Annotated in this window: 11 protein-coding genes; 1 reads left to right on the top strand and 10 read right to left on the bottom strand. The window is 72.5% G+C overall.

What is annotated here, in order from left to right; all coding sequences use genetic code 11:
• Nucleotides 1-137: 137 nt before the first annotated feature.
• The 4 genes from galE to ACZ4Z3_RS03700 all read right to left on the bottom strand — a co-directional run bounded on the left by galE (nt 138) and on the right by ACZ4Z3_RS03700 (nt 4,903).
• On the bottom strand, nt 138-1,109 hold the full coding sequence (gene galE / locus ACZ4Z3_RS03715) for a UDP-glucose 4-epimerase GalE (protein WP_468499475.1): 972 nt from the start codon (nt 1,107-1,109) through the stop codon (nt 138-140).
• 94 nt (nt 1,110-1,203) lie between these two features.
• A complete protein-coding gene (locus tag ACZ4Z3_RS03710; protein ID WP_468499474.1) occupies nt 1,204-2,796 on the bottom strand; it encodes a glycosyltransferase family 2 protein in 1,593 nt (530 codons plus the stop codon).
• 40 nt (nt 2,797-2,836) lie between these two features.
• Nucleotides 2,837-4,114: a glycosyltransferase 87 family protein gene (locus tag ACZ4Z3_RS03705; protein ID WP_468499473.1), complete on the bottom strand. Its 1,278-nt coding sequence runs from the start codon at nt 4,112-4,114 to the stop codon at nt 2,837-2,839.
• A gap of 297 nt (nt 4,115-4,411) precedes the next feature.
• Entirely contained in the window at nt 4,412-4,903 is a 492-nt protein-coding gene (locus ACZ4Z3_RS03700; RefSeq protein WP_468499472.1) for a MarR family winged helix-turn-helix transcriptional regulator, read from the bottom strand.
• Between the two features lie 129 nt (nt 4,904-5,032).
• Here ACZ4Z3_RS03700 and ACZ4Z3_RS03695 point away from each other — a divergent pair, with 129 nt between their 5' ends.
• On the top strand, nt 5,033-5,446 hold the full coding sequence (locus tag ACZ4Z3_RS03695; protein ID WP_055516810.1) for an organic hydroperoxide resistance protein: 414 nt from the start codon (nt 5,033-5,035) through the stop codon (nt 5,444-5,446).
• Nucleotides 5,447-5,537: 91 nt separating this feature from the next.
• On the opposite strand, the gene ACZ4Z3_RS03690 is transcribed toward ACZ4Z3_RS03695, so the two are convergent.
• The 6 genes from ACZ4Z3_RS03690 to ACZ4Z3_RS03665 form a co-directional block, all read right to left on the bottom strand.
• A complete protein-coding gene (locus tag ACZ4Z3_RS03690) occupies nt 5,538-7,151 on the bottom strand; it encodes a hypothetical protein (protein WP_468499471.1) in 1,614 nt (537 codons plus the stop codon).
• A 199-nt stretch (nt 7,152-7,350) separates the two neighbouring features.
• Nucleotides 7,351-9,567 (bottom strand): bifunctional glycosyltransferase/CDP-glycerol:glycerophosphate glycerophosphotransferase, encoded by a 2,217-nt coding sequence (locus tag ACZ4Z3_RS03685; protein ID WP_468499470.1) that lies wholly within the window; start codon nt 9,565-9,567, stop codon nt 7,351-7,353.
• A 186-nt stretch (nt 9,568-9,753) separates the two neighbouring features.
• Nucleotides 9,754-12,033 carry a bifunctional glycosyltransferase/CDP-glycerol:glycerophosphate glycerophosphotransferase gene (locus ACZ4Z3_RS03680; RefSeq protein WP_468499469.1) on the bottom strand — a complete coding sequence of 760 codons (2,280 nt, stop codon included), beginning with the start codon at nt 12,031-12,033 and terminating at the stop codon, nt 9,754-9,756.
• A gap of 276 nt (nt 12,034-12,309) precedes the next feature.
• Nucleotides 12,310-13,233, bottom strand: coding sequence for a carbohydrate ABC transporter permease (locus ACZ4Z3_RS03675; RefSeq protein ID WP_468499468.1), 924 nt, complete (start codon nt 13,231-13,233; stop codon nt 12,310-12,312).
• Nucleotides 13,230-14,585, bottom strand: a complete 1,356-nt coding sequence (locus ACZ4Z3_RS03670; protein WP_468499467.1) for a carbohydrate ABC transporter permease — start codon at nt 14,583-14,585, stop codon at nt 13,230-13,232. Before ACZ4Z3_RS03670 ends, ACZ4Z3_RS03675 begins: the two co-directional genes overlap by 4 nt.
• A gap of 7 nt (nt 14,586-14,592) precedes the next feature.
• Nucleotides 14,593-16,029: an ABC transporter substrate-binding protein gene (locus ACZ4Z3_RS03665; RefSeq protein WP_468499466.1), complete on the bottom strand. Its 1,437-nt coding sequence runs from the start codon at nt 16,027-16,029 to the stop codon at nt 14,593-14,595.
• Nucleotides 16,030-16,271: the final 242 nt, after the last annotated feature.

Below are 16,271 nucleotides of genomic sequence, written 5' to 3'. Positions count from 1 at the left end.
GGGCGCGCACGTCAATCGTTGGTACCAAAGGGGCGGTTACGAGCGCAACGCCAATGTGGTGAGTGCCTCACGGGCACGGGCAAGGCTGCGGCCAGGGGCACTGGCACGGGCACGGGGCGGTGGCGGTGGCGCCTCCCTCACCGGGCAGGGTGGTGGTGCCCCCACCCCTCCCACGCGGAGGCGATCATCTCGTCGACTCCGTGGCGGGCCTTCCAGCCCAGTTCGCTGGCGATGCGGTCCGCCGAGGCGACGACGCGGGCAGGGTCGCCCGGACGCCGGTCCACGACGACCGGGGACAGGGTGTGGCCGGTGTGGGCGGTGATCCGGTCGATCATCTCCCGTACCGAGACGCCCTCGCCGCGGCCGATGTTGAGGGTGAGGTCGGTGCCGGGGGCCTCCCGCAGCCGCCGGGCGGTGGCCACATGCGCCTCGGCCAGGTCGACGACGTGGATGTAGTCGCGGACGCAGGTGCCGTCGGGGGTGGGGTAGTCGGCGCCGAAGATCCGCGGCGCGGCCCCCTCGGTGAGCTTCTCGAACACCATGGGGACGAGGTTGAACACGCCCGTGTCGGCCAGGGCGGGCGCCGCCGCCCCGGCGACGTTGAAGTAGCGCAGCGACGCCGTGGACAGGCCCGTCGCCCGGCCCGTGGCCCGCACCAGCCACTCCCCGACCAGCTTCGTCTCGCCGTACGGGCTCATGGGCGCGCAGGGCGTGTCCTCCGTGACCAGGTCCACGTCGGGCATGCCGTACACGGCCGCCGAGGACGAGAACACGAACGACCGGACACCGGCGTCCGTGACCGCGCCGAGCAGGGTGCGCAGGCCCTCGACGTTCTCCCGGTAGTAGTGCAGGGGCCGTTCGACGGACTCGCCCACCTGCTTCTTCGCCGCGAGGTGCACGACGCCGGTGACGCCGTGACCGCGGATCACCCGCGCCAGACGCTCCCCGTCCAGGGTCGAGCCGACCTCCAACGGCACACCCTCCGGCACCCGTTCGGCGATCCCCGTGGACAGGTCGTCGTAGACGACGGCCTCCTCGCCCGCGTCGAGCATCGCGCGCACCACATGGGCTCCGATGTATCCGGCGCCACCGGTGATCAGCCAGGTCATGGACGACTGTCCTCTCGTCGATGGACCCGCGGGGTCCTGCCAGGGGTGAAGCCGCGCGCGTCGGGTGACGTCGCGGGTGTGACCAGGTCGGCCATCAGTGAAGCAGGCGCTTGAGGCGACGGCGCACCACCTCGGTGAATCCGCGCCAACCGGGTGCGAGCCGCAGCGCGAGCGCCCCCGCGTGGGTCGCGTACGGCTGCACCAGGAGCACTCCGTGCCGGGTGCTCGGGAGCGCGCGACGGCGCAGCAGTCCGGCGCCCGCGACCGCGTGGGCGGTGGTCTCGCGCCGGCTGCCGTCCTGGAACAGCAGACTCAGCCGCAGGTCCCAGGTGCCGCTGCCCAGCGCCGCCAGGTCCAGCGGGACCTCCGCCGCCCAGTGCTCGGCCTCGGGGCAGGCTGTGAGGGGCACCGTGCGGGCGAGGCCCACGCGGCCGTCGTCCCGCTCGACGAACTCCACCTCCACCGTCTCGGGGCCCGCGTCCGCCATCCGCCCGTACAGCTCGTGCAGGCGCAGCCGGAGGACGGTGCCCCGCGCGCGTGGCCGCAGTTCCGCGTCGACGGCGGCCGGCAGCAGGTGCACGGGGCGTACGAGGAGGTGCTCCAGCTCCACCTGGGGCAGGTCCGCCGACCAGACGGGCGTGCCGTCGTCCGCGCGCGCGTACGGCGGGTTGAGCCGCGCCGGTCGGGCCGCCATCTCCTTGAGGCGGCCCAGGTCACGCGGTTCCTCGGCGGCGAGGATCACCCGGGCGACGACGCGGCCGGGCGCGGGCGCCGGCGTGAAGTCGCCCTCGTCGAAGCAGCTCAGGTACGCGCGGGTGAGGTCCCACCATTCGCGCCGGTAGTGCGCGCCGCGCAGGTCCAGCTCGCGCGCGTACATGCGCAGCGAGTGGTCGAGGAAGCGGGTCCGGGTGGCCCGCGCGAGGCGCTTCTCGCCGGCGCCGAGGAAGATGTCGTACGACAGCCGGTCGGCCTGGATGCGGGCCCGCCAGTTGGCGATGTCGGCGCGGTCGAGGGAGAGCGAGAGCCGGGCCGCCGAACGGCGGACCTGCCACACGTACACGGGGTCGGGGACGAGGGCGACGCGCGGCCCGGCGGCCAGCACGCGCGCGACGAACACGAAGTCCTCGTACCGGAAGCGTCCCTCGGGGAAGCGGATGCCGTGGTCGCGCAGGAAGGTGGTCCGGTACAGCTTGTTGACGCAGAGCGTGTCGTGGACGAGGCGCTCGCGTCGGGCCGGATGGGTGACCAGCGCGCGCCGGGCGTATACCTCGGGCTGCCAGGGCGTCTCGCGCCCCGAGGGCAGCTCCCTGCGGACGCACAGTCCGGCCGCCACCGGCGCGTCGTCCTCCATGGCCGCGTCCAGCAGCGCGGTCACGGCACCCGGCGGCAGCACGTCGTCACTGTCCAGGAACATCACGTACGGGGCGGTCGCGGCGTCCAGGCCGTCGTTGCGCGGGGTGCCGCAGCCGCCGCTGTTGGTGCCGCGCCGGACGACCCTCAGGCGGGGTTCGGCGGCGGCCAGTTCCTCCAGCAGGTCGCCGCTGCCGTCCGTCGAGCAGTCGTCGACCGCGATCACCTCGTGCACGGCCGGTCCCTGGGCGAGCGCCGAGCGCACCGCGTCCGCCACATGAGCGGCGTCGTCGTACCCGATGACGACGACGGTGACCTGCGCCTGCTGAAGAAGCATCGTTGCCCCGAACCTATAGAGGTTTGTGTGCAATCTTCCCTTAATGGGGACTTCGCGGCCCCGTGGGGAAGATGGTTCGCGTGGAGTCGGGGTTCCGTTCGGACGTGTGGGATTCCGTCGGATCGTCGGTGCCGTTCGTGACGACCGGGTGGGGATTCCCGGTGGTACCCCGCCAAAGCCGGACGAACGACAGGCCCGCCGCGATCGCCAGCAGCCCGTTGCGCGCCACCATCAGCAGACAGCCCCGCCAGGTGGAGGCGACCACGTCGTCGTAGAGCACCGGATAGACCACGGTGGTGAGGGCCGTCGCCGCCACGAGCAGGACCGCCACCGGCCGCTGGGTGGTGTGCCGCGAGGTCAGGCACACGGCGGCCAGGCCGAGCAGCCACACCAGGTACTGGGGGCTGATGACCCGGCTGGTCACCGTGAACAGCAGCACGGCGGCCAGGGCGGCGTCGTACGGCGTCGCCGGCGACCAGCGGCGGGCCCGCGTCCGCCACAGCAGCAGCGCGCCGAGCGCCAGCACCGTGAGCCCCAGCAGTGCCGCGGCCACCGACGGCACGTACGGCCCTACGAACTCCAGCGAGCCGTAGCGATGGCGCACGGTCCCCGGCCAGCCCGCCCGGCGTGCGAGCCCCAGGGCCGTGCCGCCCAGCGACTCGATCTGCACGCCCCGTCCGCCCTGCTGCCGCAGGAAGTCGAACGGATCCCTGAACAGCGCGGCCAGCACCCCCAGCAGCACCCCCGCCGTGACGACCGCCGCCGTCCACGCCTCCCGCGTCGTACGACCCCCCGGCATGCCGATCAGCGTCAGCGCCGGCCACACCTTCACCAGTGCGCCCGCCGCCGCCAGCGCCCCGCACGCGCGCGTGGAGCGGGACAGGGCGAGCAGGGCGACGACGGCGAAGGCGGTGGCCTGCACGTCGTAGCGCACCAGGGGCAGGAACATCAGCAGCGGCAGGGCCGCCGTCCACAGGGCCGCGCCGCGCAGACTGCGCCCGGGGCGAAGTCCCGCGCGCAGGAGGGCCACGGTGACGACCAGGTCCGCCACGAGGGTCAGGGCCACGAACGCCTGGAAGTACGTCAGCCCCGGCAGCAGCCCGGGGGAGAGGAGCACCGGGCCCGCGCCCGGCGGGTACTGCCACAGCCGGTCCCCCGACGGGTACGTGCCGGTCGCGAGGACGCCGTACCAGCGGGCGTACAGCTGGTGCACCTCGCGCGCGACCCCGCCCTCGCCGAGCGGGCCGAGGTGGTTGTGCGCGAGCAGCCACAGCATCAGGGCGCGGGTGGCGAGCCAGCCGACGGTGAGAGGTCTCATCGGGCGGATCGTAAGGCGCGCGAAAGCCGGGAAAGCGGCGATACGCCGTCGAAGGCCACCAAGAATGGTCAAGACCGACCGATGGGCAGTATGTCGGCACCCGGGAGCGGTGCTTCTCGCCCGACGGCGGCTCCTCCGCGCGCGAGGGTGGCGCCTCCGTGCCCGAGGGCGGTCTTCCGTGCTCGAGGGAGGCCTCTCCGTGCCCGAGGGCGGCCCCTCCGCGTCCGAGGGCGGTCCTCCGGCGTCTTAGGGCGGTCCTCCGGCGTCCGTTGACAGGGCTCGCCGGTGGAGGGTGCGTCAGCGGGCCGTGGGCTCCTGGAGTGCCGCCTCGTCCAGGGCGGCGGTGAGGCGGTCCAGGCGGTCGCGCAGGTCGCGGATCTCGTCGACGTCGAACGTGGTCGCGGAGAAGATCCGGCGCGGCACGGCCAGGGCGCGCTCCCGCAAGGCGGTGCCCTCCTCGGTCAGCCGCACCTCGACGGACCGCTCGTCGCGGGCGCTGCGCTCCCGCCGGACGAGACCGGCGGTCTCCAGGCGCTTCAGCAGCGGGGACAGGGTCCCGGAGTCGAGCCGCAGATACTCGCCGAGCTTCTTGACGGGCAGTTCGCCCTGCTCCCACAGCACCAGCATCACCAGGTACTGCGGGTAGGTGATCCCCAGTTCCTTGAGGACCACCCGGTAGACGCCGTTGAAGGCGCGCGAGGCGGCGTGCAGGGAGAAGCAGATCTGCCGGTCCAGGCGGAGGAACTCCTCCTCGGAGACCCCCTCGGGAAATGGAATGGCGCTGGTCATGCCCCCAGGGTACCGTGCCGCCCACCATTTAGTTGTGCCCAATTGAATTGTGTGCTCTACTTGGGGCCGTGATCGGCGGTCGGACGGATCGCCGGACGTGACGTGAACTGTGAAAGGGATGGGTTTCCCATGGACGCGCTCTACACCGCTGTCGCCACCGCCACCCACGGCCGCGAGGGCCGCGCTGTCACCAACGACGGCAAGCTCGACCTCGACCTGGCCCTCCCGGTGGAGCTGGGCGGCAACGGCCAGGGCACCAACCCGGAGCAGCTGTTCGCCGCGGGCTACGCCGCCTGCTTCGCCAGCGCCCTCGGCCTGGTCGGCCGCGCCGCCAAGGTCGACGTCAGCGAGGCCGCCGTGACCGCCGAGGTCGGCATAGGCAAGCAGGGCGAGGGCTTCGCCCTCAAGGCCACCCTCCGCGTCGAGCTCCCGGACAGCGTCGACGAGGCCACCGGCCGCAAGCTCGTCGAGCAGGCCCACCAGGTCTGCCCCTACTCCAACGCCACGCGCAACAACATCCCGGTCGAGCTCGTCATCGAGTAGCCCGTCGCCGCGCGGGCCGTCGCGCGTCGCGCGCGGATCGCTCCGCACCACCCCTACGGAGCGATCCGCACCCTACGGAGCGATCCGCACCCTACGGAGGGATCCGCGCCAGCACCTCCCCGGTCCGCGGACTGAAGTCCACGACCACCGCCTCCCGAGGCGCCTCGCGCCACCGGGTGAGCAGCAGCCACCTCACCCCGTACCGCCGGGCGATCTCCGTGCGCTCCGCGCGCGTGGCCGCCGGGTCCAGATACGCCCGGACGTCCGCGTGCCGCCGCGCGCGCTCCGCCTCGTCCAGCGCCGGGTCGGGCCAGGTGGGCGCCGCCATGTTCACCCCGTACCCGGCCATCGCGTGCCCCGCGAAGTACCCGTCGGTGATCAGCACCTCGCCCGCGCGCACATGCCGCGCCGCCCACGCGTACGCGGGCCAGCGCGGCGGCTGCGCGAAGCCGACCGGGTCCAGTGACCGGGGGACGACCGCCCCCGCCTGCACGGTCAGGAACCCCACGCAGACCCCCGCGGCGGCCACCGCGCCCAGCACCCGCCGCCCCCACCCCCACGGCCGGGGCGCCGCCAGCTCCACCGCCAGGGCGAACTGCGGGGGCACCGCGGCGAGCCCCAGGATCCGGCCGCACGTGTGGTGCCCGCTGACCCAGCCGTACGCCACCAACAGGCACTGCGCCCCGAACATCAGCACCAGCGGATCCCGCGGCGCTCTGCGCGCCCGCGCCCACAGCGCCGGCAGCCCCAGCAGCGCCAGCCACAGATGCCCGCCCATGTCCGTGTACAGCGGTCGGTGCATGTCGTCCACGCTCGTGTTCCCGGCCGGCGGCAGGACGCTGTAGTACGGCCACGCCACCGCGACCGCCAGGGCGACCGCGCCCGTCAGCGCCCAGCGCCCCACCACCGGCCCCCACCAGCCGCGCTGCCACGCCGCCACCACGGCGACGGCCCCGGCCGGCGCGGCCACGGCCGTGATCGGGTCCGTCAGCACGATCAGCCCGTACAGCGCGCCCAGTCCCGCGTACGCCCAGGCGCTCCCGAGGCCGCTCGGGCCGACGTACCGCACCCCGCGCGGCAGACCGCCGCCCCGCGCGCGTGCACTCGTCCACGCCCACGCCCAGAACGTCAGACCGATCGCGAACGTCGACGGATAGCCGAGGTTCGTCGTCATCGACATCAGCCCGAGGTAGCCGCTCCACACGATCCGCTCGGTGCCCCACAGCACCGTCATGAACAGCAGTGCGAGGACCGGCGCCCACGGCCGGGGCGTCAGCACCCGGATGAACCGGCCGACCCCGGTGAGCAGCACCAGCAGGTTCAGCGGCCCGGCCAGCTTCACCAGCGCCCAGCCGCTCAGGCCGGTCAGCCGGGCGAGGACGCCCTGGACGACCGTGTACGGGGAGTAGTACGGGCTGCCGGCGCCCGGCAGGTCGGCCGTCGGGTGGGCCGGATGCCACAGATCCCAGCGGAGGCGTTCGATCACCGCCGCGTGCTGGCCGGAGTCGCAGCACAGCGGCACCCGCCAGTACGCCAGGGTCATCACCAGCCAGAACAGCCCGCCCAGCACGACGTACGGGCTCGGCCGCCGGGTCAGACGGGTGCGGCCGCCGCGGAGCGCGGTGGCCCCGAGTGCGCCGCGGAGGCGGCGCCGGGGGTGGGCGCCGCCGTCCAGGGAGACGGAACCGGATCCGGTGCAGGGCATTTGCCGTCCCTTCCCGGATCAGGTCATCCGCTTAGCGGGCCGTCACCACATCGAGTGAGCGCGGCGCGCCCGGTGACGGCCGTGAGCTGGCACAGTGCGAAGCCCACGGCCGGCAGCACCACCCACGTACACGCCCTCACCGTGAAGGCGCGCCCCCCGACTGTGGACACGCGCCCTCCGATCGTGAACGCGCGCTCACTCATGACGAGACGAGGGACGAGGCGCGGGGAGCGCTCCGGGCGGGCACCGTCGCCACCACCTCCTCCAGCATCACCGTCCGCACCACCCGCTCGGCGGCCTTGCCGTCGTCGAACTCGCAGTACCGCTCCCGGAACGCCGCCCGCAGCCGCGCCGACTCCGCGTCCCGCCACTGTCCCGAGTCGAACAGCCGGGCAAGCTCACGGTACGAACGGGACACATGGCCGGGGCCCTCGGCGGTGATGTCGAGGTACGCGCCCCGGCTGGCCGTGAACGCCCCCCAGTCGTCCGCGTGGATCACGATCGGCCGGTCCAGGTTGGCGTAGTCGAACATCAGGGCCGAGTAGTCCGTGACCAGGGCGTCGGAGGCGAGCATCACCTCCTCGACGTGCGGCTCGTCCGTCGCGTCCACCAGCACGCCCCGCCGGTGCAGCTCCGCGAGCCCGAACCCGCGCGCCGGCCCGTCCGCGAGCGACGGATGCAGCCGCACGACGAGGGTGTGGCGTTCGCCCAGGCTCCGGCGCAGGTCCTCCGCGAACCGGGCCAGGTCGAAACGCTCGACGTGCCCGCCCCGCCGGTAGTCGCGCGGCGAGGGCGCGTACAGCACGACCGTGTGGTCCGCCGGGATACCGAGCCGCTCCCGGACCGCCGCGCCGCTGTCCGGCCCGGCGTTCACCAGCACGTCGTTGCGCGGGCTGCCGGTGCGCAGCGACACGAACCCGCACGGGTACGCCCTGCTCCACACCAGCTCCGAGTGCCGGTTGGCGACCAGGCTGTAGTCCCAGCGGTCGGCCCGGCGCAGCATCCGCGGCACGTCCACCCCGAGCCGTGCCCCCGGCTTGGGCGGCAGATCTGCGGCCATGTACTTCAGGGGCGTGCCCTGATGGGTGTGGATGTACACGCTGCCCGGCCGCCTGCGCGGGGTGGACGGCCAGTTCACGTTGTTGACGAAGAACGTGGCCCGCGCGGCCAGCCGCAGGAACTCGGGCGAGCCCGGCGTCACGTACTCGACGCCCACCGGCAGCGTCCCCACCAGCTCGGGCCGCACCACCCACACGCCCCGGATGTGCGGGGCCAGCTCACGCGCGGCCCGGTAGACCGCAGCCGGGTCACCGAGCATGCCCCGGTGGGAGAACGCCGAGTACAGCGCGAGCCGCGGGTCCAGCGGCAGCCGTTCGTGCACCAGCGACCGGCTCCGCCGGATCCGCTCGGCACCCGCCGCCCGCACCCGCTCCCCGCGCGCGGTCAGCGCCGTACGGAGCCGGGCGGCCTGCCGCCGGACCCGGCAGGCCGCCCAACTGCCCTCCAGAACGCGGAACTCGGGGGCCACCGGCGCCTCGTCCGGCGTGCGGTACTTCCGGTACAGCCCGGCCGTCCGCCGGAAGAACTCGCCCTTGTCCCGTGCCGGCACCCGGTCCGGCTTGGCGAGGATGTCCAGGCAGTGCTCCGCCATCTTGTGCCGCAGGAACGGCCGCCAGTGCGTCAGCTCCGGCCGCGCGTGCAGGAACGTGAAGACCCGCTCGTACTGGTCGTGCACATCGAAGTGCCGGCGGCTCGTGGTGGACAGGATGTTGCCCTGCCGCCGCTGCCGGTACGCCACGCAGATCCGGTCCAGGGTCGCGATCCGCCGAGCGCTCAGCAGCACCGGGAACGTCCACGGCGTGTCCTCGTAGTAGCCCGGTGGGAACCGGAAGCCGTGCGCCTCCACGAACTCCCGCCGGTACGCCTTGTTCCACACCACCATCAGCAGTTCGAGGATCTCCGGGTGCTCGGCGACCGTGAACGTGCCGGCCCCCACGTCCTTCAGCACATGCGCGAGGGAGTTGCGGCGCGTGCCGCCCCACCAGTACGTGCGGGCGTAGTCGAAGACCAGCACATCCGGGTCGCCTGCCTCGTCCAGCCGGTCGGCCAGCGCGCGCAGCGCACCAGGGGTGAAGGTGTCGTCGCTGTCGAGGAAGAGCACGAAGTCCCCGGTGGCGTACGGCAGGCCCGCGTTGCGGGCGCGCCCGAGGCCCACGTTCGCCGGCAGGTGCAGCACCCGCACGCGCGGGTCGCGGGCGGCGTACGCGTCGAGGATGTCACCGCTGCCGTCCGGAGAGCAGTCGTCGACGGCGATGACCTCCAGGTCCCGGTACGACTGCTCCAGCACTGAGTCGAGGCACTCGCGCAGGAAGCCCCGGACCTTGAACACGGGGACGATGACACTGAAGCGGGGCATTCTGTCCTTTCGGGGTCGGGATCGGGGGGCGCCTGGTGGGTAGGGGCCGGGGGGTTCGTTGGCGGGTGCGGGTGAGTGGGGGTTGTCCGCGCAGTTCCCCGCGCCCCTGAAAAGCGACCGGGGCTGCGCCCCGTGCTTTCCGACGGCCCCACCCGCCCGCACTCGTCGACGAACCGGACGCGACCCCTAGGCGCGCAAGGGGTCGTCCGCCCCCGACCGGGACTGGCCCGGTACGGACGCCAGGGGCGGCGCCTCCCGGCCGGCCGTCGCCGACGGGGCGGGCCGGCGTTCGTCGAGCGGCACGATCGGGAGGACCTCCGCCTCTCCGAGCACGACCCGGCGTACCACCCGCTCCGCCGCCCTCCCGTCGTCGAACTGGCAGAAGCGCTCCCGGAACGCCGCCCGCAGCTGCGCCGACCGAGACCCCTGCCAGTGCCCCGTCGCGAAGATGTCGATCAGCTCGTCCTCGCTGCGCGCCACCGCGCCCGGCGGGAACGACCGCAGATCGAAGTACGTGCCCCGCGCCGCCTCGTACGCCTCCCAGTCCTCGGCGTGGATCACGATCGGCCGGTCGAGGTTGGCGTAGTCGAACATCAGGGACGAGTAGTCCGTGACGAGCGCGTCGGACGCCAGGCACAGGCCCTCGACGCTCGGATACCCGGTGACGTCCAGCAGCCGCCCGTGCGCGAGGTCCGTCAGCGGCGCGTCGTACGCGTGGTGCGCGCGGGCGAGGACCACGAAGCGCGGCCCGAGCTTGCGCAGCACCCGCTCCAGGTCCAGGTGGGCGCGCTGCGAGTGGCGGTAGTCGCGGTGCGTGGGCGCGTACAGCAGGGCGACCGCGCCCTCCGGGATCCCCAGATGCTCGCGGATCCGCGCCACGTCCGCGGAGGTGGCCCGCAACAGCACGTCGTTGCGCGGCGCACCGTACTCGAGGGTCGTGTACGGGGACGGGTGGACCCGCTCCCAGACGAGTGTGGAGTGGCGGTTGCCGGACAGGACGTAGTCCCACCGGTCGCTGTCCCGCAGCGCCGCCTCGAAGTCCGTGCCGCGCGCGGCCGCCGGACGGTCCTGGAGGTCGAGCCCCATCTGCTTGAGCGGGGTGCCGTGCCGGGTCTGCACCAGCACCTGCCCGTCCCGCTTGACCAGCCGACGGTCGAAGTCGACGTTGCTGACGAGGTACGTGGAGCGGGCCAGCGCCGTCCAGTACGCCATCGAGCCGGGCCGTACCCGCCGGGTCGCCACCGGCAGCGTGTGGTGGTGCTCCGGCCGCGCCACCCACGAGGTGCGCATGCCCGGCACGAACGTGCGGAACGCGTTCTCCAGCGCCGCCGGGTTGCACACGTAGCCGCGGCCGTCGTACGCGGCGAACACCGCCCGGTCGGCCCGCAGCGGCAGCAGCCGCTGGACCCGGTAGTGCAGACGGAGCCCGCCGCCCCGGACCAGCCGGCCCAGGCCCCGCGCCAGTCCGGCGGCGCCCCGGCCCGCGCGGGCCGTCGCCCCCAGCGCCCCGTACAGACGGGGGCTGCCCAGTCGCAGCAGCAGATGCCGGAGCCGCGCGCGGGCGCGCAGCGGGGCGCCCGGGGTGCGGTAGCGGGCGCAGTACGCGCGGACGGTGCGCAGGAACTCGGCGCGCGCGGCGCGCGGGAGCAGGTCGCGCCGGGAGAACACCGCGGTGAGGTGGTCGACCATGCGGCGGAACAGCAGCGGACGCCACACGGCCAGTTCCGGCCGCTCGGCGACGTACGCGAACAGCCGGTCGTACTGCTCGAACACGTCGAAGTGCGCGCGCGTGGTCCGGTCGAGGAGACCGCCGTGGCGGCGCCTGCGGACATGGACGCAGACCCGGTCGAGCGTGGCGACGGACTCGGCGGCCATCAGCACCTGATACGTCCACACCGTGTCCTCGTGGATCCCGGGCGGGAAACGGAAGCCATGGTTTTCCACGAACTCCCGCCGGTACGCCTTGTTCCACGCTGCCGGGCGGACGTTCAGCAGACCGGGGCGGTCGTCGAGGCGGAACGGCGCCGAGCCCGCCTCGGTGAGCCGGTGGTCGTGCGCGGCGCGGACGGGCAGCCCCGCCCAGGTCGTACCGGTGAAGTCATGGACGAGGACATCCGGTTCCCCGGTCTCCTTGACGCGGTCGGCGATCGACTGGAGCGCGTCCGGTGCGAGCGTGTCGTCGCCGTCGAGGAAGAGGAGGTAGTCGCCCCTGGCGAGCTCCGTCCCCTTGTTGCGGGCGGTACCCGGCCCGGCGTTCTCCCGCAGCCGTACGGGGCGTCGGACGCGGGGGTCACGGGCCGCGACCTCGTCGGCGATCGCCCCGCAGCCGTCGGGGGAGGCGTCGTCGACGACGATCAGTTCGAGGTCGGTGAAGGACTGGGACAGCACGGAATCCAGGCATTCGTGCAGGTATGCCTGAACCTTGTACGCGGGGACGATGACACTGAACCTGGGCAAGGAGGACATCCATGGGTCGGCGCGGTCATACTGCCCGGAAACGGCCGATGGGATGATTTGGTTACGGTGCGTGTTCCATACGGGGGAATACTGCGGGGGCGGGGGGCGCGTCGGTGCGAACGGGGTTGTGCGTCGTCTTTCGGCTGCGGCTGAGTGGGGGTTGTTCGCGCCCACGCGGCGGAGCCGCACATGTCACAGCCCCGCGCCCCTGAAAAGCGCCCGGGGCCGCGTCCCGTGCTTTTCATGATGAAGCCCCTGGCCCCCACTCCTGACGCGCCCGACCCCTTACTTCACCGCCCCCGCCATCACCCCCGACACGAACTGCTTCTGGAACGCGAAGAACACGGCCAGCGGGATCACCATCGAGATGAACGCGCCCGGCGCGAGCACCTCGATGTTGCTGCCGAACTGCCGTACCTGCTGCTGGAGCGCCACCGTCAGCGGCTGGGAGCCGGAGCTGGAGAAGACCAGCGCGACCAGCATGTCGTTCCACACCCAAAGGAACTGGAAGATCCCGAGGGACGCGAGCGCGGGGGCGGCCAGCGGCAGGACCACCGTCGCGAACAGCCGCACCTCGCCCGCCCCGTCCAGCCGCGCCGCCTCCAGCAGTTCGCGCGGGATCTCCGCGAAGAAGTTCCGCAGCAGGAAGATCGCGAACGGCAGTCCGAAGCCCACGTGGAACAGGACGACACCGATGATGTCGCCGAAGATCCCGAGGTCCCGGAAGAGCCCGGACAGCGGGATCAGCGCCACCTGCACCGGCACCACCAGCAGCCCCACCACGACCATGAACCACCAGTCCCGGCCCTTGAAGTCCATCCACGCGAAGGCGTATCCGGCCATCGCGCCGATCAGGACGACGAGCAGGGTCGCCGGGACCGTGATCCAGACCGTGTTGAACAGCGCGTCGGTGATCCCGTCGTTCTCCAGGAGCGACTCGTAACTCTTCGTGGTGAGTTGGGCGGGCGCCGAGAACACCTTCCACCAGCCCGACTCGGCGATGTCGGTCGGGTCGCGGAACGACGACACCAGCAGACCGAACGTCGGCACCAGCCAGAACAGTGCCACCAGCAGCAGGAAGATCCGCAGCGCGCCCCCCGCCGCACCGCTCGCCACCCGGGCGGCGAGCGAGCGCCTGGCTCGTACGGGCTCCGCGCCCGCGGGGTTCTTCGGGGCCGGCGCCGGGGCCGGGCTTTCGAGGGCGGTCACCGCTGGCGCTCCTTCCGCAGTCGCCGGATGTTGACCCACATCACCGGAAGCACGAGCAACAGCAGCACCACACCGATCGCGCTGCCCAGCCCGAAGTCGCCCCCGCCGCCGTACGACGCCAAGTACAGCTGCAGGGCGAGCACGTTGGCCTCGTCCTGGGTCGGCTGCGGCGCGATGATGTAGACGAGGTCGAAGATCTTCATCACGTTGATCATCAGCGTGACGAGGACGACGACCAGGACCGGCGCGAGCAGCGGCACCGTGATCCGGCGGAACACCTGCCACTCGTTCGCCCCGTCCACCCGCGCCGCCTCCAGCAGGTTCCGGTCGACCCCGGCGAGCCCGGCCGCGATCAGCACCATCGCGAAACCGGCCCACATCCAGACGTACGAGCCGATGACGGCCGGTGTGACCAGGGTCGGGCCGAGCCAGTCGATGCCGTTGTACGGCGCCGCGAAGTTCGAGCCCGGCAGCCGCAGCCGTGCTCCGTCGGCCGACTCGGGCAGACGGAACGTGCCGTCGGCGCCGCTGGTCGCGGTGGCGACGACCTTCCCGTCCTTCACCGCCTCCACCTTGACGCCCTCCAGCGCCTTCTCGCCCCGGTCGACGGCGCCCTTCTCACCGCCGCCGCCGAGCCGGAAGTCCAGCCAGACGGTCCCGGTGACACCGCTCCCGCTGGGTGCCTTCGCGTCCTCGGGGTCGCCCGGCAGCCGGTTCGGCGCGATCCCGACCAGCGGCAGCAGCGCCGGGGTGCCCGCGCGGACGGCGCCCTCCGTGGTGAACGACCCGCCGCCGGACGGCCGCAGATCGCTGACCTGGGCGTTGGGGCGCGCCTTCGGATACACGGACTCGTCGGCGAACACGTCGTGCACGGATGTCACGACCGCGTTCGCGACCCCCTGGTCCGGGTCCTGCTCGTACACCAGCCGGAAGATGATGCCCGCGGCCAGCATCGAGATCGCCATCGGCATGAAGACGATCAGCTTGAACGCCGTTCCCCAGCGCACCCGTTCTGTCAGCACCGCGAAGATCAGACCGAGTGCGGTGACCAGGGCCGGGGCCACCGCCACCCAGATCGCGGTGTTGCGGACGGCGACGAGGGTGGCGTCGTCGGTGAAGATCTCCGCGTAGTTGTCGAGGCCGACGAAGCCCGAGCCGCTGGCGTCGAACAGGCTCCGCCAGACCGAGTACCCGATCGGGTAGACCACGAGCGCGCCGAGCAGCACCAGCGCGGGCAGCAGGAACAGCACCGCCACCCACAGCCGGGTGCCCGTCACGCTCTTGCGCGGTGCGGCGGGGGGCGTCGGCAGTGCGCCGGCACCCCCCGCCGTCTTCGCCACGGCGGACGGCATGACGGCGTCAGCCGTTCCCGTAGGCCTTGGCCGCGTCCGTCTCCAGCTTCTTCTGGGCGCCGGCCACGTCGTCGGGGTTCTTCAGGAAGTCCTGGAGGTCCTTCCACTCGCCGACGCCCTGGGTGCCGCCGAACGCCGCGGGCGCCTGGTCGGACATGTCGAAGCGGAAGTCGTCGCCCGCCGCGAGCAGCGCCTTGGCGATCTCCCGGGTGACGTCGTCCTTGTACGTCGCTTGGTCCATCTCCTTGTTGGGGGAGAGGAAGCCGCCCTGCGCCGCCCAGATCTCCGCCGCGTCGGTCGAGGCGAGGAAGGTGAGCAGCGCCTGCGCGCCCTTGCCGTCCTTCAGCGCCACCGCCGCGTCGCCGCCGGTGACCACCGGGGAGGCGTCGCCGACCGCCGGGAACGGGAAGACCTTGGCGTCCGAGCCGATCTTCGCGTCCGTGTCGCCGTTGATGGTGACGGCCACGAAGTCGCCCTCGAAGACCATGCCGGCCGGGGTGTCACCGCTGAACGTCTGCGTGATCGACTTCGGGTACTCCGTCTGGAGGGCGCCGGACGCCCCGCCCGCGATCAGTTCGTCCTTGCCCCACAGTTCGGCGAGGGTGGTGAGGGCCTCCTTGACGGAGGGGTCCGTCCACTTGATCTCGTGCTTGGCCAGCTGGTCGTACTTCTCGGGGCCGGCCTGGGAGAGATAGACGTTCTCGAACCAGTCGGTGAGCGTCCAGCCGTCGGCGCCGCCGATGGAGACGGCCGGGGAGCCCGCGTCGGACAGCGTCTGCGCCGTCTTGAGGAAGTCGTCCCAGGTCTTGGGCTCCTCGGTGACGCCGGCCGCCTCGAAGGCCGAGCTGTTGTACCAGACGAGGGACTTGTTGGCGGCCTTCGCGTACACGCCGTACTGCTTGCCCTCGTACGCGCCCAGGTCCTTCCAGCCGTCCGAGAAGTTCTTGTCGAGCTGGGCCTGGGCCTCGCTGCCGAGCGGTTTGATCCAGCCCTTCTCGGCGAACTGGTGCAGCACGCCGACCTGGGGCAGGAACGCCACGTCCGGTGGCTTGCCGCCCTCGATCTTCGTACCGAGGAACGTGGAGGTGTTGTTGCCGGTCGGTACGAAGCTCACCGTGGCGCCGGTGCGTTTCTCGAACTCGTCCAGCACCTTCTGGAAGTTGTCCAGCTCCGGGCCGGTGAAGACGGCCGCGACCTCCAGCTTCTGGCCGTCGAGCTCGGGGAGTTGGACGGTGGGCTTGCCGCCGCCGTCACCGCCGGTCCCCTTGTCGCCGTCACCGCCGTCGTCCCCGCCACAGGCGGAGAGGGAGACGGCGAGGAGGCCCGCGGCGAGTGCGGCGAGAGCTCTGGTCGTGGACCTGGAACTGGACCTGGACTCGCACCTGGGTGCGGCTAAGGCGTCGTGCTCGGTCCTCGCGTTGCGTGTACGAAGCGTGCTGCGCATCACTGACCCCGTTCTCCGTGCGTCGTCGAACGTAGAAGCGCTGTCCCGTGCGCTCTGGTCTACGCCGCGCGCCAGGGGGCGGCAAGAGCGCCTGCCCCCTCAACTCCCTGATCGTGACCGCGTCGTGACCATGGGTAGGGTCGGGGAGGGGGCGGGCGCCTGATCGCCGTGGGGGGAGAGGGGACTGGCGAGTGGCGGGCGCGGGTGGTGCCGTGGTTGCTCGCACAGTTCCCCGCGCCCCT

The organism is Streptomyces sp. NPDC030296 (genome assembly GCF_055572815.1).
The sequence above is the reverse complement of the archived record's forward strand: the minus strand, read 5'-3'. Positions and strand labels throughout refer to the sequence as shown.

Coding starts and splice junctions, on each gene's coding strand:
- galE (WP_468499475.1), bottom strand. CDS start 1,109: ATGACCTGGCTGATCACCGGTGGCGCCGGATACATCGGAGCCCATGTG.
- ACZ4Z3_RS03710 (WP_468499474.1), bottom strand. CDS start 2,796: ATGCTTCTTCAGCAGGCGCAGGTCACCGTCGTCGTCATCGGGTACGAC.
- ACZ4Z3_RS03705 (WP_468499473.1), bottom strand. CDS start 4,114: ATGAGACCTCTCACCGTCGGCTGGCTCGCCACCCGCGCCCTGATGCTG.
- ACZ4Z3_RS03700 (WP_468499472.1), bottom strand. CDS start 4,903: ATGACCAGCGCCATTCCATTTCCCGAGGGGGTCTCCGAGGAGGAGTTC.
- ACZ4Z3_RS03695 (WP_055516810.1), top strand. CDS start 5,033: ATGGACGCGCTCTACACCGCTGTCGCCACCGCCACCCACGGCCGCGAG.
- ACZ4Z3_RS03690 (WP_468499471.1), bottom strand. CDS start 7,151: ATGCCCTGCACCGGATCCGGTTCCGTCTCCCTGGACGGCGGCGCCCAC.
- ACZ4Z3_RS03685 (WP_468499470.1), bottom strand. CDS start 9,567: ATGCCCCGCTTCAGTGTCATCGTCCCCGTGTTCAAGGTCCGGGGCTTC.
- ACZ4Z3_RS03680 (WP_468499469.1), bottom strand. CDS start 12,033: ATGTCCTCCTTGCCCAGGTTCAGTGTCATCGTCCCCGCGTACAAGGTT.
- ACZ4Z3_RS03670 (WP_468499467.1), bottom strand. CDS start 14,585: ATGCCGTCCGCCGTGGCGAAGACGGCGGGGGGTGCCGGCGCACTGCCG.
- ACZ4Z3_RS03665 (WP_468499466.1), bottom strand. CDS start 16,029: ATGCGCAGCACGCTTCGTACACGCAACGCGAGGACCGAGCACGACGCC.